The sequence below is a fragment of the Synechocystis sp. FACHB-383 genome (assembly GCF_014698605.1).
Classification (GTDB): Bacteria; Cyanobacteriota; Cyanobacteriia; order Cyanobacteriales; family Microcystaceae; genus Synechocystis; species Synechocystis salina.
In genome coordinates this window covers 63,173-80,850 of the sequence record NZ_JACJTJ010000041.1, presented here as the reverse complement: position 1 = coordinate 80,850, position 17,678 = coordinate 63,173, and the positions used below count along the sequence as shown (strand labels likewise).

Here is a 17,678-nt window from a genome sequence, read left to right as displayed (position 1 = left end):
CACCCCAACGGCGATCGCCAAATCATTCAGCTCGTCAAAGTAACCGACTAAAACCAGTCAGCTACCAAAGCAAAAATTAAGCATCGGTATCAACCCGACCGTAGAAAATACCCCGGACTTTCACATCGAGGGGTTCCTTCGCACCCAAATCAGTGTCGGAAGGCTGTTCACTTTCAAAAATACCGGCAATTTCCCCAGTGGAACCGTCCACTTGGGTTACCTGCAAGGAAAGGGTACCTTTACCCAGGGGAGTTTCCTTCTTATTGGTGCTGAAGTTATCCGCCGCTGAAGGCAGAGCCACTGCGTTGTCATAGCCAGTGTACAGACCCCGGGCCTTGGGATCTAGGAAACCAGCCCCCCGGTAGGAAGGCACATTGAAATCGCCGACAAAATCCGTGGAACTGTTGATGGAAGTGAAACCGGGCTCTGTGGTGCCAGTAAAACTTTTCACTGTGAAAAAGAAAGGTACCTCTTCACCACCGGGTAACAACACCGTAATCGGTTGGAAATCAATCCCGTCTTTTTCTTTAAAAGTCAGCGTGCCATCGGCGGCCACGGCAATGGTGCCCCGGATCTGTTCCAGGCTGGTGGTTTGACGGGTCAGAACCTTACCTTTAACGTATTCAGGCTTTTGGCGTTTATTAACGGGTTCTTCCTTAACAAAGTACTCCTGGGGCTCCATGCAGAAGTCGGAAACAAAATATTTACTATTTGGTTCCACCTCGATGGTGCCTCTGGTGAAGGAAGAAATTTCAGGGCAAACGTTAGCTAGGCCCGTATTTAGAATGTCATCGTAGGTAAGCTGGCTCTTATCAACCGCAAAGGCACTGCCGCTATATAAAAACGTTAGTAGTCCAAAGCAGACTGAAAGCAAAGCCACAATAGACGGACGAAACCTCATGGTTTAACCTCGCTTAAGTCAATCTCAAATTTTTTGTCTTTTTCAGGCCTTGTCCGGCTCCAGACTTACACGGATGCAACCCTAGGGATTATGGACAAAATAGGCATATTTTAACGAGATCCACTCTACCAAACTTTCGTTACCTTACCAGTCATCTCGCCGGAAGGGACATTTCCCCAGGGGGTCAGAGCAAGGCCTTGTCCACAAACCACTATCATTTGGGTTGGTGTTTGTTTGCGAACAGCCCATCTGCCTAACTGAGCTTTATTGGAATCAATGGAATCGATCAACCAAAAATTATGTCTAACTCCTGAGTTAGAAGCCCTCATGACCACCACCGAGGCCCTGGCGGAAGATTACCAGGACGACCATGACCGTTTGCTACAGCTCCTCAGGGTTTTGGAATCTCTCCACCGTCGCATTCGCATCGACTATTTTGAACCGGCCTTGCCCAATACCCGTCGGGGTTTATATGGCCTACTGAGAGACATAGAAGAAAGTGGTGGCTGGCCCTACATTGAACGGGGTAAGCTGAGTCATTTCATCAAGAATTTACAGGAAAGCCTGGAGCAGGAGGTGGAGTCCCTGGGGGAACTAGATTAAACTCACCCCCCTGGGGTAACGGCAACGTGGGGAAGGAGGAAAAAGTCTGAACCTTATTAGAACTGGGGTGCTAGGATTCGAACCTAGGAATGGCGGGACCAAAACCCGCTGCCTTACCACTTGGCTACACCCCATTGATTAACCTTTGTTATTCTACCAGCACCATTCCGAGTTCTGTCAAGCTCCCCTGAAAAATTTGCGGCCGGAGCGGGAACAATGATTTTGGTCTAGGGCCCCTGGGGGAAGAACAATTGCTACATGGTCAGATGGATGGGGGAAGAAAAGGCGACGGGAGTTAAGGAAAACGGGCTGCCTCCCGCAATTACGGGGAGACAATGCCCTACTACTGATCAACTAAAAAGTACCGAGGGGAAAACCAGAACCTGTTTGCTTGGGTTCCCCAGAAGAGCTTCGCTGCCAATCATTTTCTTCTTTGATTTGACTACTGCGGTCATTGACACTCAAGGGAGGGGTGTTGGTGGTGTTAATTTCCAACAAGGTTTGGGAATCAGTCCCCGTATTTTGCTCGGGGAACCAATCTTCTACTTGACGTTCCTGTAGGCCATCGAGGTCGTTAATATTGCCCGTGGCTGGTAGGTCTTCGGGGAAGGGTTCCACTGGGTTATAGGATTGGGCTGCAACGCTGCTGGGAGAACCAAGCACAAAAGCGGTGCCGGCAAGCAGAACTAATTTCCACGGGGAAGAAAAATGGGATTTCATGGGTTTGGCCTCTGGTCTGGCAATGGTTCCTAGGCGATCGCCTGTCAAGATTAACAAACTGTTCGCCTTTCCACTAACCATGGTAACGATGTTTTTTGCTTCCCTGACCAACCCAGGAAAATTTGGCGGGGGGCAGAAATGCCAATACAATTTAGCTTGGTCTTCCCTGCCTCTAATTTGTCCCCTCCATGGCCCTGCTTTCCCTCAACAATTATCAATTCCACCAACGTTTAACCATTAATCCTCCTGCCCAGGGGGTAGCTTTGACCGGCCGCCTGCGGGTACCTGGGGATAAGTCCATTTCCCATCGAGCCTTAATGTTAGGGGCGATCGCCACCGGAGAAACAATCATCGAAGGACTATTGTTGGGGGAAGATCCCCGTAGTACGGCCCATTGTTTTCGGGCCATGGGAGCGCAAATCAGCGAACTGAATTCAGAAAAAATTATCGTTCAAGGTCGGGGTCTGGGACAGTTGCAGGAACCAAGTACCGTTTTGGACGCTGGTAACTCTGGCACCACCATGAGATTAATGTTGGGCTTACTGGCCGGGCAAAGGGATTGTCTATTCACCGTCACTGGGGATGATTCCCTCCGGCAAAGACCCATGTCGAGGGTAATTCAACCCTTGCAACAAATGGGGGCAAAAATTTGGGCCAGGAATAACGGCAAGTTTGCCCCTTTAGCAGTACAGGGTAGCCAATTAAAACCAATCCATTACCATTCCCCCATTGCTTCAGCCCAGGTGAAGTCCTGCCTGTTACTAGCAGGGTTAACCACTGAGGGGGACACCACTGTCACGGAACCGGCCTTGTCCCGGGACCATAGTGAACGAATGTTGCAGGCCTTTGGAGCTAAGTTAACCATTGATTCGGCAATCCATAGCGTCACTGTCCACGGCCCGGCGCATTTGACTGGGCAACGGGTGGTGGTGCCAGGGGACATTAGCTCCGCGGCTTTTTGGTTGGTGGCGGCGTCCATTTTGCCTGGGTCGGAATTGTTGGTGGAAAATGTGGGCATTAACCCCACCCGCACCGGGGTATTGGAAGTATTGGCCCAGATGGGGGCGGACATTACCCCGGAAAATGAACGGTTGGTAACGGGGGAGCCGGTGGCGGACTTGCGGGTTAGATCCAGCCGTCTCCGGGGCTGTACCTTTGGCGGTGAGATTATTCCTCGACTGATTGATGAAATTCCCATTTTGGCGGTGGCGGCGGCCTTTGCAGAGGGCACTACCCGCATTGAAGATGCCGCAGAATTGAGGGTGAAAGAGAGCGATCGCCTGGCGGCCATTGCTTCGGAGTTGGGCAAAATGGGGGCCAAGGTCACCGAATTTGCTGATGGGCTGGAAATTCAGGGGGGAATCCCGTTACAGGGGGCAGAGGTGGATAGCTTGACGGATCATCGCATTGCCATGGCTTTGGCGATCGCCGCTTTGGGTAGTGGGGGACAAACAATCCTGAACCGGGCGGAAGCGGCCGCTATTTCCTATCCAGAGTTTTTTGCCACCCTGGGGGAAGTTGCCCAAGGATAAATAGGCTTAAAAGAATCAAAAAAATTCCTGGGCGGTTTGTAAATGTTTTACCAAGGTGGTTTGGGGCAAAGGGCCCAGTAAATGTTGCCAGGGGAGTTGATCTGTGATTAACCAATCTGCATGGACCGTATCCGTTAAGCTCGGCAATTGTCCCTTCAATTCCTTAAAGGCCCGCTTAAAACTGCCCAACGTGTCTCCGTAATGGCGAGTGAGTAGAAGTAATGGGGCCAAACGGCGATCGCCACGGGAAATTAGAGCCTGCATCACTGACCAGTTATAACTTTCGGGGCGAAAATCAATGCCTAAGGGACGCAGATTTTTCTGTAAAAATTGCAGACGCTGTTTGGCTTCTGGGTTGACCCCATACCATTGGAAAGGGGTGTGAGCCTTGGGTACAAAAGTGCTACAGCCAAAGGTGAGGCGTAAACCGGGGGCGACTTTTTTCACCTGTTTTAATAAAGCTACCGTTGCTTCCACGTCCTCGATGGTTTCCCCCGGCACCCCTACCATGCCGTAGAATTTTAGTCCCTGTAATCCCCCCGCCTGGGCCCGTTGGGCGGCAGTGAGAATTTCCTCGTTAGTCAGTTTTTTATTGATAATTTGCCGTAACTTTTCCGAGCCACTTTCAATGGCAATGGTCAGGGATTTGGTGCCCCGCTTAGCTAAGGTTTGGGCTAATTTTTCATCCACCGTATTGGTTCGTACCGAGGCAATGCTGAGCCGTACGTGGTCAAATTCGGGTTTGCCTAGGTAATCTAACAATTGGCCAAATTCCGGATGTTGAGTGACCGAAGCTCCCAATAATCCCAGGCGATCGCTCACCTGCAAACCCCGTTCAATGGCCGGCAGTAAAGACTTTTCCGTATCCGCCGGCCGAAAGGGCAACGTCAAATAACTAGCGAGGCAAAAGCGACACATTTCGGGGCAACTGCGTACCACTTCCACCATGAAAATATTTTCCCAAGCGGCTTTTTCCGTCACTACTGTCGAAGCAGAGAGGACATTGCCCCGGTAGGTTTGCTTGCTAACCTGGGCCGGAATGGCGGTGGCGCTGGGGTGGATGTGACTAATTTTTCCCTCAGCGGATTCGTAACTCACCTCGTACAAACTGGGCACATAAATGCCGGGAATTTGGGCCAGCTTCTCCAGTTTGTCCTCCCTGGAACAGGACCGTATTGCCTGGTAGCCATCAATGAAATCTGGGATTAAATTTTCCCCATCCCCAAGCAAAATGAGGTCAAAAAAGTCGGCAAAGGGTTCCGGGTTAGCTGTCAGGACCGGGCCGCCCCCAAATACTAACGGCTCCCCAGGGCCCCGCTCCTTAGCCAGCAGGGGAATCTGCAACTGTTCCAACAGGGTCAAAATGTTGCTGTAGTCCAACTCCCAGGAAAAAGAAAAACCAAGCAACTCCGGCGATCGGGGTAACGTTTCTTGGGCATCGGTGAAAAGGCGACTCACCTGCACATCAGACCGTTGGGCCAAGGTTGACCAAATCACTTGGTAGCCCAAACTGGTAATGCCCACACTATAAATATTGGGAAAGGCAAAAATTAACGGTACTGCATCAGCTTGGGGGGAAGCAGGGGTAAACAGTAGCCTTTCGGCCTGGGCTTGGTGCATAAATCAGAATACTTAGTTGAATCAATGGCGGATCAAAAATATAGCCAAGGCGATCGCCAGGGGATTAGGAGTTAGGGGACTTAATGGTAAATTTCCAAATGCAACACATAATGGCCTAAGCACTCCTGGGCGGCCCAGAGTTCATATTCCACCCGCAAAAATTCCGGTAATGGGGACCCCTGTAAGGTAATGTCCCTAGTGTAATTCCGTAACTGGAAGGAATCGCTCAGGTGTCTTTCCTGCTCATTGAGCCAATAGCGGCTAATGCCATAAACTCCCTGCTCCCAAAAATGACGATAGGAAAATTGACTATTGCCCTGGCGAGTCAGCACAATGCGCCGGGGAGAGAGTTCTAACCACAGTAACTGAGCTGTGGATGGCCCTTGTTGGTCCCTGCCGGGACTTTGCTCCTGCTCTTGGTGCAGTAGGAGATGAAAGCGGTTCAAATCCTTTTGGTAGAGGGTAGCGGCGGTCTCCAGGGTGGAAAGAATGGGCAAATCAGTGGAAATGAGCGATAGGCAAACCGGACGACGGTGGTGGGTCAACATAAAACTTGACGGGTGAGGAGAGAAAAATCAGGCTGTTCAGCCATGGAATGGCAAACAAGATTCTGCTTCAGCATAGCGGTCAACATTGGCCCCCTGCCATAGGGCGATTGAGACAAATTGGACTCAAGCTGGGAGCCTGCCCAGAAATTTGAGATTTTTTTAAAAAGGGGCTTGTGTAAACGAACTTGTAGTTGCTATGATGTTGAATCGTTGAGTCAATCCTCGGTAGCTCAGTGGTAGAGCGGTCGGCTGTTAACCGATTGGTCGTAGGTTCGAATCCTACCCGGGGAGTTCTTTGGTGCATACTCTATACAATAATATTAAAAATTGCCCCGACTGTGTTGGGTGGTAATTAGCATTTGGAGCCGTTTCCTGAATGTTGTTCTTTGGTCCTGCAGTAGACTAGAATCGAGCCATTCTGGCTTTTAGTTGGATGGTAGAGCTAAATGGGATTCAGGTTCAGAAAGTCGATCAAAATAGTGCCTGGCATTAGGTTAAATCTAGACAAAAGTGGAACTAGCTTGTCCATCGAGGGTAGAGGATCGACAGCTAATATAAGCGAGAGGGGAGTTCGCGGCACTTACAGCATTCCTGGTACAGGCATCAATTATGTAACTCAGACTGCTTCTAGCAAAAGTAGAAAAGCTGGCAGTTCTCATTTAAACAATAGGTCGGCCTATAGGGAACTACTCCGACGACAAAAAGAGCAAGAAACGCAAAAAATATTAGAGAGTTTCAAGAAAGTAATGAAAGCCGCCAGTTGCGTAACAACTTTTCAAAATCTCATTAGCCAACATTCTCTATGCTCTCATATCATTATCCACTTGACACTCTCGTGTAATCTGCTGTTTTTGTTGGTTAAGTGAGGACGTTCCCTTCTAGTCCCTCAAAAAATGATGCTAAAATTTGCCATAGCTAGGGGTGTCTAGATGGCTAGGCTGAGAAAAACCCTTAGAACCTGAGACTGGGTAATACCAGCGGAGGGAAGCTCACCATTCGAGGAAATTTGTATGCGAACTGCTTGGGTTGCTAAGCGCCAGGGACAAACCAATGTTTCCCAGATGCATTATGCCCGCAAAGGGGTGATCACCGAGGAAATGGATTATGTGGCGAAGCGAGAGAATCTGCCCGTTGAGTTGATTAAAGACGAAGTGGCCCGGGGACGTATGATTATCCCCGCCAACATCAACCACACCAATCTGGAGCCGATGGCGATCGGCATTGCTTCCAAATGTAAAGTTAACGCCAACATTGGTGCTTCCCCCAACTCTTCCAACATTGATGAGGAAGTGGAAAAATTACTGCTATCAGTCAAGTATGGTGCTGATACGGTAATGGATCTATCCACCGGCGGCGGTGACTTAGATGTGATTCGTACGGCCATCATCAATGCTTCCCCCGTCCCCATTGGTACCGTACCCATTTACCAAGCTCTGGAGAGTGTCCACGGTAGCATTGAAAATCTGACCCCCGATGACTTTCTCCACATCATCGAAAAGCATGCCCAGCAGGGGGTGGATTACATGACCATCCATGCGGGATTACTGATCGAGTATTTACCCCTAGTGAAGTCTCGCATTACTGGCATTGTTTCCCGGGGGGGAGGCATTATAGCCAAATGGATGTTGCACCACCACAAGCAAAATCCCCTCTATACCCACTTTGACGAAATTATCGAAATCTTCAAAAAGTATGATGTTTCCTTCAGTTTGGGGGATTCTCTACGCCCCGGTTGTACCCATGATGCTTCCGATGACGCCCAATTGTCTGAACTAAAAACCTTGGGCCAATTGACCCGACGGGCTTGGGAGCATGACGTGCAGGTCATGGTGGAAGGCCCCGGCCATGTCCCCATCGACCAAATTGAGTTCAACGTTAAAAAGCAAATGGAAGAGTGCAGTGAAGCACCATTCTATGTCTTGGGTCCCTTAGTGACGGACATTGCCCCCGGTTACGACCACATTACCTCCGCCATCGGAGCGGCGATCGCCGGTTGGCATGGTACTGCTATGTTGTGTTACGTCACCCCCAAAGAACACTTAGGTTTACCCAATGCCGAAGATGTCCGCAACGGTTTGATTGCCTATAAAATTGCTGCCCACGCCGCCGACATTGCCCGCCATCGCCCAGGGGCCAGGGACCGAGATGATGAGCTTTCCAAGGCTCGCTACAACTTTGACTGGAATCGCCAGTTTGAGTTAGCCCTAGACCCGGAACGGGCCAAGGAGTACCACGACGAAACCCTACCGGCAGACATTTACAAAACCGCTGAATTTTGCTCCATGTGTGGGCCCAAATTCTGCCCCATGCAAACCAAAGTTGATGCGGAAATGCTGGAAGACCTAGAGCAGTTTCTTGCTAAGGACAAGGAAGTGGTGGCCCAGCGGTAACCATGGGTTTTTCCCCTACCGAGGATAATTAACTATCCTAGGTAGAGGTGGGCCAAATCCGGTCTAAAAATTTCCTCCAACTCGAGCGATTTCGATACAGTTTGGGTCAGTGTATCTTCCCATTGGGGAGATACTGGAAATCAGACCGATTTGGGTCCACCTTGGTAATTTTTTCATTTTTATCTGATTGATGGGGAATAATTACGCCCAACTGAAGCGGTTAATTAACTTTTTTCGGACTGTGATTTTACCAGCCCGCATCAGTCAGTTGATATTACAAACATTTCTGAAATGGCAAAAGGATAATTGCATGGACATGGGGGCCGCCTTAGCCTACTATGCCCTGTTTTCCCTTTTCCCCATCTGCCTCGTCATGTTGAGTATTGCTGGTAGGTTGTTGGGATCAGAATCAAACTATTATTTGCAACTAATTAGCTTTGCCCAAAATATTTTGCCAGAACAACCTTTTACGGTTTTTCAGCAGGCATTGACCAATCTTAATCAAAGTAGCTTTAGTGCTGGGATCATCGGCTTTGGTATCTTAGTGCTAACTTCTAGCCGGATTTTTGATGCCCTTAATCAAAGTGTTAGTAAAATCTGGGCTGTGGTTCATCGACCCAAGGAAAATGCCGGGGTTAAACAACATGCTTTTAATTTTATTAGAAATAAGATCCTGGCTTTCTTGCTGGTGTTAAGCACGGTGATGGTGTTTTTATTGTCCATATTTGCTAACCTGGCTGCCAAAATTATTCTGACTGTTTTAGGAGAGTTTGAACAATCCATTCCTTGGATTACCTTTGATAGCTTGGCGTTAATTACTACCCTCCAGACTGGCATTTCCTATTTTGTTATTACCGCAGTTATTATCACGTTGTTTAAAGTTTTGCCTCCGACTCGTCTGCAATGGTGGGATATTTTTCCTGGAGCAATTTTGACTGCTGCTGCCATGATGGTTTTACAAAATGCGGTTGGTAGTGGCATCATTCGCATTGGAGAAAATTTGCAGGCCTACGGTGTGGTGGGCAATGTAATGGTATTGTTGCTGTGGATTTATTTGATTTTTCAAGTATTTTTTATTGGTTGTGAATTTACCTTTGTATTTACCTATATTTTTGGTAGTCGCCACCAGAAGGAAAAGCCATTTTAGGACTGGATGAATACATTTTTCACTTTTTGTCAAAGTCTCAAATATGGATCAAGTGAACGAAGAATTGAGGCGTAATTTTATCGATATTTGTAGAGTGTATTGAAAATTTCCACCATTGTCGCCCGCGAATTTAAAACTTCATCTAAAACTTTTGGAGGATACTAATTTGGAAAATATTGCCATTGTGGTGGTGGAGCCCCAGGGAGAAAGAAATTTAGGGGCGATCGCCAGGGCTATGAAGAATATGGGTTTAGGGGAATTAATTTTAGTCAATCCCCGTTGCGATTATCAGAGTGTTGAGGCCCAAACCATGGCAGTCCATGCCAAAGAAGTTCTAGCCCAAGCGAGGGTGGTGGATGATTTGGCCACAGCCCTAGGCGATCGTCAGCGCATCATTGCCACCAGTGCCCGGGAGCGAATTTTGCAATCTCCCATGGAACCCCCCCGCCAAGCATTGCCTTGGTTGCTGGCGCCAAACCTAAAAAGTGCCCTCGTGTTTGGCCGGGAAGACAGTGGCCTCAGTAATGAAGAACTCAACCAAGCCCACCGTTTTGTCCGTATCCCCGTCCATCCCCAATATCCTTCCTTGAACCTTTCCCAAGCGGTGATGGTCTGTACTTATGAGCTGTACCAAGCTAACCTGGCCATGGGGACAGACAATCAAGCCCCAGGCGATCGCCAGGAAGATGGGTCAATGGTGACCTTAGCCACCAACGGTCAATTGGATAGTTACTGTCAGCACTTGGAGAAAACTTTGCTCAATATCCAAGTTTTATATCCCCACACCGCCCCTAGCAAAATGGCGAAATTACGCAGAATTTATCAGCGAGCCGCACTAAACAGCGAAGAAGTGGCCCTATTGCGGGGAATTTTGGGACAAATTGATTGGCTAGCGCAACAAATTAAACTTTAAATTAGTCATCCCGAGCAACCAAAGGGGGGATTGTGATGGCCTGGCCAATAAACTTTTGCCAAGTTCTTGTCCTGTATGGGTGCTTCGTTTTAGAGTGTTGAACTAATGGAAAGGCCGCTCCCCCCTTAATGACCGATCCTCCTCTGGGTTAATGCCCCTCCAGCCTCACCATGATTACTTCTATGCCCCGCCGTCCTAAGTCTCGCCGCGCCCAACGCCGTAATCTCCGGGTTATCTCCGGTACATCCACTCCCCCCATCGGCGCCACCGTTCCGGAGGTTGGGGAACAGGCCGATGCTTCCATAGAAACAGATCAGAAACAATCAAGCCCAAAGTCAGGGGAAACCAAGGTCAACCCCCTGAAGGTGGTCAGCTCCACCGAGGTGAAATCCGTGGGCAAGGGCAAAAATGTCAGCCCCCGGCCCCGTAAACCGAGTAAACCCCTCAGTTGGTGGCAAAAGAGTTTGTTGACGTCTGTTCGTCTTGGCATTGTCGGCATTGGCATCGGGGCGATCGCCGGTACGGCCATTACCACCTTTAGCCCCACCAAATTTATCCAGGGAGACCAGGATGACGCCCCCTTGGCCACAGCGAAGGATCCCCATCAGGCCCAGGCGGACCAGCCGGCTATTTATCCCCAAAAGGTGCTAGCTTCCATTGCGGGTTGGGTTACTACAGAAACCGATAAATTGCGGGGAACTCCAGCAACGGCCACGCCGGAAACAGCCGAAAACCAGGAAACAACTACGGCTAGTGCCCCCACGGCGGACTCCAACCAAGTTAAGCCCATCCAAGAGGATCAAGCGTTAACCCAGAAGTTAACTGCCCTGGGTACCTCCAAAGCTCCAGCAATCAACTCCTACTCCTACTTCATAGATGTAGATAATGGCCAATTCGCCAATGCTAAAGGAGACACCCAACTACCCGCCGCCAGCACCATTAAAATTCCCGTGGCGATCGCCTTTTTTGAAGCGGTGGACCAGGGCAAAATCCAACTCCATGAAGAACTGCCCCTTACGGAAGATGTGATTGTGGGGGAAGCGGGCACCATGCAATACGACGTGGGCAAACGCTCCAGCTATCCGGCCTTGGAAGTGGTGACCAAAATGATTGTCATCAGCGATAACACCGCCACCAACATGTTGATCAAACGGCTGGGGGGTAAGGAATTCCTCAATCAACGCTTCCAGGCGTGGCAGATGTCCCAAACGAAAATTAATAATTACTTGCCGGATTTGGAAGGCACCAACACCACTAGTCCCCAGAATTTAGCCCTATTGTTGGTCAAGCTACAGGGAGGGGAATTGTTATCCCTCAAATCCCGCGATCGCCTGTTGAATATCATGCAACAGACCAAAACCCGCACCCTGTTGCCCCAGGGGTTAGAACCAAACGCCCAAATTGCCCATAAAACCGGCGACATTGGCACAGTCATCGGGGATGCGGGCATAGTGGATATGCCCAATGGCAAACGCTATGTGGGAGCAGTGTTGGCCACCCGACCCCATAACGATGTGGCGGGACGTTCACTAATTCAAGATATTTCCCGCACCGCTTACCAGCATTACAAGGGCATTACCCCTCCAGCTAACCCCAGCCAGCCCCCCGCTAAGAAAGAAACTCCCTCAGGGGCCCCGGCGGCTCAGAGCAATTAATCATCCCTAACGTATTTCTGGGTCTTCCGTACTTTCGGCGATCGCCTGGGCCGTGAAAATTGCCTGGGCACTCTGACTTTGTTCCGGGGAAGCGGGACGACGCTGGACGTAGGTGCCATCGGGTTGTAGCTCCCAAGCTTGGCGATTATCGGCCAAAAGAATGCCCAAAATAGACTGTAATTCCTGTTTGAGATCCAGCTGTTCCACGGGCACCACCGCCTCCACCCGTCGAGTTAGATTACGACTCATCCAATCAGCACTACCAATGTAAATTTCTTCTTCACCGCCATTGTGGAAATAGAAAATGCGGGAGTGCTCCAACAAACGACCAATCACACTGATTACCCGAATATTTTCACTGACATTTTCCACCCCTGGCCGCAGGCAACAAATGCCCCGCACAATTAGATCAATCTGCACCCCGGCCTGGGAAGCGGCGTAGAGGGCACGGATAATCTGGGTATCCACCAGGGAATTCATTTTGGCCACAATGCGACCAGTGCCCCCATTTAGACAGTGGTCTGCTTCCCGCTCAATCATGGCCACCATTCTTTCCCGCATATTGACCGGGGCCACCAGTAGTTTTTGGTAATCCTTTTGGCGGGAGTAGCCAGTCAGAAAATTAAACAAATTGGTCAGGTCATTGCCCAATTCTGGACGACAGGTAATGAGCCCCAAATCGGTGTAGAGCTTAGCGGTTTTGGGATTGTAATTACCAGTACCAATGTGAACATAACGACGGATATCGGGGCCTTCTTGGCGCACTACTAGTACTGTTTTGGTATGGGTTTTTAGCCCCACCAATCCATAAACCACATGGACACCGTACTGTTCTAATTTTCTGGCCCAGTTAATGTTATTTTCTTCGTCAAAGCGGGCCTTTAGTTCCACCAACACCGCCACCTGTTTGCCATTTTCCGCCGCTGCAATGAGAGCATTAACAATGGGAGAATCTCCCGAAGTGCGGTACAGGGTCATTTTAATGGTCAATACATGGGGATCGTAGGCCGCTTGGGTAATAAATTGTTGCACCGAAGCGCTGAAGGATTGATAGGGATGGTGAACTAAAATGTCCCCCTGGCGAATCAGGCTGAAAATATCTACCCCTTCCTGCTGGACTCGGCCATTTTCATCTCCGTCGACCAATTCATAGACATTTTTCAAGCGAGGAGGGATCACGGAAGCCCAGGGTTCATCCTTGAGATGGGGAGCCGGCAGAGAAAGGAAAAAGAACAGATCCTTTAATCCCAACAGGCCGTCAATGTCATAAACGTCAATTTCCTCTAGCCCCAAGTCCGTCATCAGGCGATCGCGAATATTTTTGGGAGTCGAAGCATTAATTTCCAGGCGCACAGCGGATTTACCCACCCTACGTTTCCGTAATTCCTCTTCGATCGCCAAGAGTAGATCGTCAGCCTCATCTTCTTCCACTGCAATATCAGCGTTACGGGTCACCCGAAACAAATGACACTCCTGGATGATCATACCGGGGAAAAGGGAAGCCAAATTGTGGGCAATGACTTGCTCCAGGGGCACACCAGTCCAGATCCATGGCTTGTTCGGATCGGGCTGGCACACATCCTCCGGCAGGGCCACAAAGCGGGGCAGAGTGGGGGGCACTTTCACCCGGGCAAATAATTCTTCGTCCGTGTCGGGATCCCGTACCACCACGCCTAGATTGAGACTGAGGTTGGAAATGTAGGGAAAAGGATGGCTGGGGTCCACCGCCAAGGGGGTTAAAACCGGGAAAATATGGTCATCGTAAAACCGGTGCAGATAATGCCGTTCTTCCTGACTGAGGTCCACATAATCATTGAGAAAAATCCCCTCCTCGGTCAATTTTTCCTTGAGCACATATTCAAAGACCTGGTTTTGCTGATACACCAAGGGTCGCAGACTTTTGCTAATTTCCTTCAGCTGTTGAGAAGGGGTACGACCATCCGCCGTCAACTTAGTGACATTCGCTTCTACCTGTTGCTTGAGCCCCGCCACCCTCACCATAAAAAATTCGTCCAAGTTGGAGCAAAAAATCGCCAAAAACTTAAGCCGTTCCAACAGGGGAGTGCGGTCGTCCAAACCTTCATGGAGCACCCGTTGATTAAAGGCTAACCAACTTAATTCCCGATTGAAATAGTAATCAGGATCTTTAAAGTTAACGGTGGGGACAGAGGGCATAGCTTGGATCATGGGGACAAGATGCCAATGGCAGGGGAGAAGACAATGGGGACAATCAGGTTGATCTTACCCCAGCTTAACCTGGTGAAAATTATGGCCAGTTTAAGGTCAGCAGAAATGCACTCACAGTTTTTACCAATATCGGCGTAGGCTTAGCCGGGGATGAATTAGTTACAAAATACCAATAAATGCCATGGCCATCGCTCTTGGAATAGCACTCCTACGACCTCCGGTTACATTCGCTAGCATAAATCTCGGAAAAATGAAGGTTCTAATCTAGTAAAAAATCGCCTTAGAAAAGTTTATTGCAGTTATTGTCCAAGGAGATTTTTCTACATTAAGTTCGGAAGTTACTCTACCCTTAATAACTATTTTACTTTGATGAATTGGGAAAAATTATCTTGAAACCTTCTTGAGCAAAATAGCTGCTACCAAAGCGGGAGTACCCCCAATTAAACCGATCGCCAGCCAACGACGGAAATTGCGGCCTTTCCCATAGGCGATCGCCGTGGCGGTGAGCCCCAGTAAGCAATGGGCAGTGCCAAGAATAATAACCTGGGTGGCAATGGGTAAATTGGTCAAGGCTGTTAGGGCATCAATATTTAGCAAGACTAACCCCTATCCTTCCTGGGCTTCTGACCGGGCCTTGGTTCGACGCACCCGACGCACCGGCAAATTGGCAATTAAAGCGGTCATCCGTTGGTCACTTTCCAAGGAAAACTCCATCTCCCCAGGGTCAATTTCCACATAGCGACTTACCACTTCCACAATTTCCCGTCGCATTTCCTCCATCATTTCTGGACTGAGTCCCGATCGATCATTGGCGATGACCAGTTTGAGCCTCCGACGGGCATCTTCGCCGCTATTTTTGCCACTCCGGCTAAAGAGCCTTTCAATCAATTCCAAAATCATGCTGGTTTTCGCTCACTGGCTGTTGGGTCATAACGGAAAAAGGGCAAATCCATGGGATTAACCCCCCAAGAGACGACGGCGGATACGGTTGAGTAAGCTATTGTGGGCGGCCATGAAATCCAGAAAGGGAATGTCTTGGCCTTCTAGGCGGCGGGCAATATTTTGGAATGCTAGCCCTGGCACAGATAGCTTTTCTTCCATTACTAAAGGTTCCCCTTTGTTGGTGGAAATAATAATTTTTTGATCGTCCGGCAGAATACCGATAAGGGGCACTGCTAGCAGGTCTAAGATATCCTCCACACTGATCATTTGATTGATTTGTACCATTTCTGGCCGCAGGCGGTTGACAATCAAACTAATTTTGCCAATGTCCTCCGCTTCCAAAAGACCGATTACCCGGTCCGCATCCCGCACCGCCGACATTTCTGGAGTAGTGACGATGATTGCCTCCTGGGCTGGAGCCACCGCATTGCGAAAACCAGCTTCAATGCCAGCGGGACAGTCGATGATGATGTAGTCAAATTTGTCCTTGAGTTGTTCCACCAGGGACTGCATTTGTTCGGCGTTGATCGCATCCTTCGACCGGTTTTGGGCGGCGGGGAGGAGGACTAAATTGGGCAGACGTTTATCTTTTACCAGGGCTTTATCGATGGTACATTCATCGGCTAAAACGTCGATGGCGGTGTAAACAATGCGTTGTTCTAACCCCAGCAATAAATCCAGATTTCGCAGGCCAAAGTCCGCATCAATCAGGACAACTTTTTTTCCCAATCGAGCTAGGGCCGCTCCCAAATTGGCGGTGGTGGTGGTTTTTCCGACTCCACCTTTGCCCGAAGTGACAACAATAATCCGATTCATAGTTGGCTGATAACGTGCGGTGATAACTTGGACTCGAAACTGTTAGTGGGCAAGGGGTAAAGGTTTTAGAAAAGGGCAGAACGCTGAAACTGACGCACCGGGGTCAGACGGATACCTTCTGAAGTAATATAAGCGATTTCGGGCTCGCGACGATCAACGGCATCGGCCCCCACCCTAGCTAGGCGATCGCCAATGCGGATCTGACAGGCGGCCAACCGCAGGATCATAATAACAGCCTGGTCATTGCCTTTCGCACCAGCATGAGCCATACCCCGCAAACAGCCCCAGATAAGGATGTCACCGTCGGCCACAATGCTACTGCCAGGGTTAACGTCACCGATAATGACTACATCTCCACTGTGGCGAATTTCCCCCCCAGAACGGAGAGTATGGCGCACCACCAAAGGTTTGGGAGGCAAGGGAACCTCAGATGGGTCTACCAGGGGCTTGTCGGCCATGGTTTGATCCACGGAAAGGCCCGCACTAGCGGCGGCCACAGCGGTTTGACGACGGTTGGTTTCTACCCATTGCAACGTCAGGTTCTGTTCCTTCAGACCGGCGGCGATCGCCTGGAGTTGTCTGGTGTCCAACAGTTGATTATTCACCGCCAACCGCACCAAGGTCTGGTCTTGCCACCGCCCCGCCATAATACGCAGATAATTGGTCAAACTTTGTTGCAGTTGTTGATGGGAAAACACCAGGCTGGGGGAGTCGGGGGCCGTCGTTACCGTCGGTAGGGTCAGGGATAATCGGATAAGGTTTTCCTGGGGAGCTAATTGCCACTCAGGGTGGGGGGTGTCGTCACTCATCAAAAAAACTCAGAATTTCACCGTAGGATCGCCCTTTACCTTAGCACTTCACTTTCCCCGACCGTCCTCCCCCCACGGGGGCAATTCAGACTATAGTGGCGGTTTTGTTCACCGGGAGCAAGAACGATGGGAAATACAACTTTTTCGCTAGGATTGATAGAGAATCCTGCCATACCTTGCTTTGGCATCTAATCATTAATCCCCAATTATCTATGGCTGTCTGTCCCACCTGTAACCACACCAATCCAGAAGGGGCCATCCAGTGTGAGGCCTGCTTTACGCCCTTGCCCACCCTGATGCCTTGCCCCCATTGTGGTAGCCCCGTGCAAAGTGATGCTACCTTTTGCGGCAACTGTGGACAGACTATTGACCCCCAGCAATTGGCGGTAACTGCCCCGGAGGAGGAAGAGACCCCCACCCCGATCGCCGTGGCTCCGGAAAATAGCGAACCCATTCCGGCCATTCCCGAAGTTTCTTCCACGCCAGCCCCATTCCCCGTGGGCACCCAACTCCAACCCCAGGGTGCTTCCCTTGTCCATGTGCAGACCCAAACCACGTTGGAAATTCCTGTGGGCATGGCTGTTATCCACGTGGGAAAACCCAACGATAAGGTGCCGCCAGATATTGATGTATCGGGTTTTGCTAATTCCGATGTGGTGTCTAGGGTCCATGCCGATATCCGTCTGGAAGATAATGAGTATTTCCTGGAAGATGTGGGCAGTGCCAATGGCACCTACGTCAACCACACAGCCCTCCCCCCTGGCAATCGTCATTTACTCCGCCCCGGCGATCGCCTTTCTTTGGGCAAAGGGGATTTGGTCACGTTTATCTTCCAGTTGCATTAGGTTGTACCCAACTTTTTTCAGGAATTAAATCCACCATTAAAATCGCAATC

Annotated in this window: 16 protein-coding genes, 2 tRNA genes and 1 riboswitch; of the genes, 8 read left to right on the top strand and 10 right to left on the bottom strand. The window is 49.8% G+C overall.

Annotated features, from left to right (window positions below):
- Positions 1 to 76: 76 nt before the first annotated feature.
- On the bottom strand, positions 77 to 901 hold the full coding sequence (locus H6G45_RS12245; RefSeq protein ID WP_190598699.1) for a photosystem II manganese-stabilizing polypeptide: 825 nt from the start codon (positions 899 to 901) through the stop codon (positions 77 to 79).
- A 276-nt stretch (positions 902 to 1,177) separates the two neighbouring features.
- Here H6G45_RS12245 and H6G45_RS12240 point away from each other — a divergent pair, with 276 nt between their 5' ends.
- Positions 1,178 to 1,504 carry a hypothetical protein gene (locus H6G45_RS12240; RefSeq protein ID WP_199309739.1) on the top strand — a complete coding sequence of 109 codons (327 nt, stop codon included), beginning with the start codon at positions 1,178 to 1,180 and terminating at the stop codon, positions 1,502 to 1,504.
- A gap of 62 nt (positions 1,505 to 1,566) precedes the next feature.
- On the opposite strand, the gene H6G45_RS12235 is transcribed toward H6G45_RS12240, so the two are convergent.
- Both H6G45_RS12235 and H6G45_RS12230 read right to left on the bottom strand, forming a co-directional pair.
- Positions 1,567 to 1,638, bottom strand: a tRNA-Gln gene (locus tag H6G45_RS12235).
- A gap of 220 nt (positions 1,639 to 1,858) precedes the next feature.
- Positions 1,859 to 2,305 (bottom strand): hypothetical protein, encoded by a 447-nt coding sequence (locus H6G45_RS12230; protein ID WP_242018154.1) that lies wholly within the window; start codon positions 2,303 to 2,305, stop codon positions 1,859 to 1,861.
- Between the two features lie 107 nt (positions 2,306 to 2,412).
- On the opposite strand from H6G45_RS12230, the gene aroA reads away from it, so the two are divergent.
- On the top strand, positions 2,413 to 3,756 hold the full coding sequence (aroA, locus tag H6G45_RS12225) for a 3-phosphoshikimate 1-carboxyvinyltransferase (RefSeq protein WP_190598698.1): 1,344 nt from the start codon (positions 2,413 to 2,415) through the stop codon (positions 3,754 to 3,756).
- A gap of 15 nt (positions 3,757 to 3,771) precedes the next feature.
- Here the strand turns inward: aroA and H6G45_RS12220 are convergent, their stop codons facing one another.
- Complete coding sequence (locus H6G45_RS12220; protein ID WP_190598697.1) at positions 3,772 to 5,376, bottom strand: radical SAM protein; 1,605 nt, start codon at positions 5,374 to 5,376, stop codon at positions 3,772 to 3,774.
- Between the two features lie 80 nt (positions 5,377 to 5,456).
- Entirely contained in the window at positions 5,457 to 5,924 is a 468-nt protein-coding gene (locus H6G45_RS12215; RefSeq protein ID WP_190598696.1) for a hypothetical protein, read from the bottom strand.
- Positions 5,925 to 6,143: 219 nt separating this feature from the next.
- Between H6G45_RS12215 and H6G45_RS12210 the strand changes: the two genes are divergently transcribed.
- The 5 genes from H6G45_RS12210 to H6G45_RS12185 all read left to right on the top strand — a co-directional run bounded on the left by H6G45_RS12210 (position 6,144) and on the right by H6G45_RS12185 (position 12,029).
- Positions 6,144 to 6,215 (top strand) — tRNA-Asn (locus tag H6G45_RS12210).
- A gap of 616 nt (positions 6,216 to 6,831) precedes the next feature.
- Positions 6,832 to 6,927, top strand: a riboswitch (TPP riboswitch).
- Positions 6,928 to 6,934: 7 nt separating this feature from the next.
- The gene (thiC, locus tag H6G45_RS12200) at positions 6,935 to 8,314 is read left to right on the top strand and encodes a phosphomethylpyrimidine synthase (RefSeq protein WP_190598694.1); all 1,380 of its coding nucleotides are present in this window, start codon (positions 6,935 to 6,937) and stop codon (positions 8,312 to 8,314) included.
- A 190-nt stretch (positions 8,315 to 8,504) separates the two neighbouring features.
- On the top strand, positions 8,505 to 9,461 hold the full coding sequence (locus H6G45_RS12195; RefSeq protein ID WP_190598693.1) for a YihY/virulence factor BrkB family protein: 957 nt from the start codon (positions 8,505 to 8,507) through the stop codon (positions 9,459 to 9,461).
- 166 nt (positions 9,462 to 9,627) lie between these two features.
- On the top strand, positions 9,628 to 10,374 hold the full coding sequence (locus H6G45_RS12190; RefSeq protein ID WP_190598692.1) for a TrmJ/YjtD family RNA methyltransferase: 747 nt from the start codon (positions 9,628 to 9,630) through the stop codon (positions 10,372 to 10,374).
- A gap of 170 nt (positions 10,375 to 10,544) precedes the next feature.
- Complete coding sequence (locus tag H6G45_RS12185; RefSeq protein ID WP_190598691.1) at positions 10,545 to 12,029, top strand: serine hydrolase; 1,485 nt, start codon at positions 10,545 to 10,547, stop codon at positions 12,027 to 12,029.
- Positions 12,030 to 12,035: 6 nt separating this feature from the next.
- On the opposite strand, the gene ppk1 is transcribed toward H6G45_RS12185, so the two are convergent.
- The 5 genes from ppk1 to minC all read right to left on the bottom strand — a co-directional run bounded on the left by ppk1 (position 12,036) and on the right by minC (position 16,783).
- Positions 12,036 to 14,216 carry a polyphosphate kinase 1 gene (gene ppk1 / locus H6G45_RS12180; RefSeq protein ID WP_190598690.1) on the bottom strand — a complete coding sequence of 727 codons (2,181 nt, stop codon included), beginning with the start codon at positions 14,214 to 14,216 and terminating at the stop codon, positions 12,036 to 12,038.
- Between the two features lie 384 nt (positions 14,217 to 14,600).
- Positions 14,601 to 14,813, bottom strand: coding sequence for a hypothetical protein (locus H6G45_RS12175; RefSeq protein WP_199309736.1), 213 nt, complete (start codon positions 14,811 to 14,813; stop codon positions 14,601 to 14,603).
- 9 nt (positions 14,814 to 14,822) lie between these two features.
- A complete protein-coding gene (gene minE / locus H6G45_RS12170) occupies positions 14,823 to 15,116 on the bottom strand; it encodes a cell division topological specificity factor MinE (RefSeq protein ID WP_190598689.1) in 294 nt (97 codons plus the stop codon).
- A 57-nt stretch (positions 15,117 to 15,173) separates the two neighbouring features.
- On the bottom strand, positions 15,174 to 15,974 hold the full coding sequence (gene minD / locus H6G45_RS12165; RefSeq protein WP_190598688.1) for a septum site-determining protein MinD: 801 nt from the start codon (positions 15,972 to 15,974) through the stop codon (positions 15,174 to 15,176).
- A gap of 65 nt (positions 15,975 to 16,039) precedes the next feature.
- Positions 16,040 to 16,783: a septum site-determining protein MinC gene (minC, locus tag H6G45_RS12160; protein WP_190598687.1), complete on the bottom strand. Its 744-nt coding sequence runs from the start codon at positions 16,781 to 16,783 to the stop codon at positions 16,040 to 16,042.
- Between the two features lie 212 nt (positions 16,784 to 16,995).
- Here minC and H6G45_RS12155 point away from each other — a divergent pair, with 212 nt between their 5' ends.
- A complete protein-coding gene (locus H6G45_RS12155; protein ID WP_190598686.1) occupies positions 16,996 to 17,628 on the top strand; it encodes an FHA domain-containing protein in 633 nt (210 codons plus the stop codon).
- Positions 17,629 to 17,678 lie beyond the last annotated feature (50 nt).

Excerpts from the sequence above, each read along its gene's own strand:
- H6G45_RS12155 (WP_190598686.1), top strand. The coding sequence starts at position 16,996 with ATGGCTGTCTGTCCCACCTGTAACCACACCAATCCAGAAGGGGCCATC.
- H6G45_RS12245 (WP_190598699.1), bottom strand. The coding sequence starts at position 901 with ATGAGGTTTCGTCCGTCTATTGTGGCTTTGCTTTCAGTCTGCTTTGGA.
- thiC (WP_190598694.1), top strand. The coding sequence starts at position 6,935 with ATGCGAACTGCTTGGGTTGCTAAGCGCCAGGGACAAACCAATGTTTCC.
- H6G45_RS12240 (WP_199309739.1), top strand. The coding sequence starts at position 1,178 with ATGGAATCGATCAACCAAAAATTATGTCTAACTCCTGAGTTAGAAGCC.
- H6G45_RS12220 (WP_190598697.1), bottom strand. The coding sequence starts at position 5,376 with ATGCACCAAGCCCAGGCCGAAAGGCTACTGTTTACCCCTGCTTCCCCC.
- ppk1 (WP_190598690.1), bottom strand. The coding sequence starts at position 14,216 with ATGATCCAAGCTATGCCCTCTGTCCCCACCGTTAACTTTAAAGATCCT.
- H6G45_RS12230 (WP_242018154.1), bottom strand. The coding sequence starts at position 2,305 with ATGGTTAGTGGAAAGGCGAACAGTTTGTTAATCTTGACAGGCGATCGC.
- aroA (WP_190598698.1), top strand. The coding sequence starts at position 2,413 with ATGGCCCTGCTTTCCCTCAACAATTATCAATTCCACCAACGTTTAACC.
- H6G45_RS12195 (WP_190598693.1), top strand. The coding sequence starts at position 8,505 with ATGGGGAATAATTACGCCCAACTGAAGCGGTTAATTAACTTTTTTCGG.
- H6G45_RS12215 (WP_190598696.1), bottom strand. The coding sequence starts at position 5,924 with ATGTTGACCCACCACCGTCGTCCGGTTTGCCTATCGCTCATTTCCACT.
- minC (WP_190598687.1), bottom strand. The coding sequence starts at position 16,783 with ATGAGTGACGACACCCCCCACCCTGAGTGGCAATTAGCTCCCCAGGAA.
- minD (WP_190598688.1), bottom strand. The coding sequence starts at position 15,974 with ATGAATCGGATTATTGTTGTCACTTCGGGCAAAGGTGGAGTCGGAAAA.
- H6G45_RS12185 (WP_190598691.1), top strand. The coding sequence starts at position 10,545 with ATGATTACTTCTATGCCCCGCCGTCCTAAGTCTCGCCGCGCCCAACGC.
- minE (WP_190598689.1), bottom strand. The coding sequence starts at position 15,116 with ATGATTTTGGAATTGATTGAAAGGCTCTTTAGCCGGAGTGGCAAAAAT.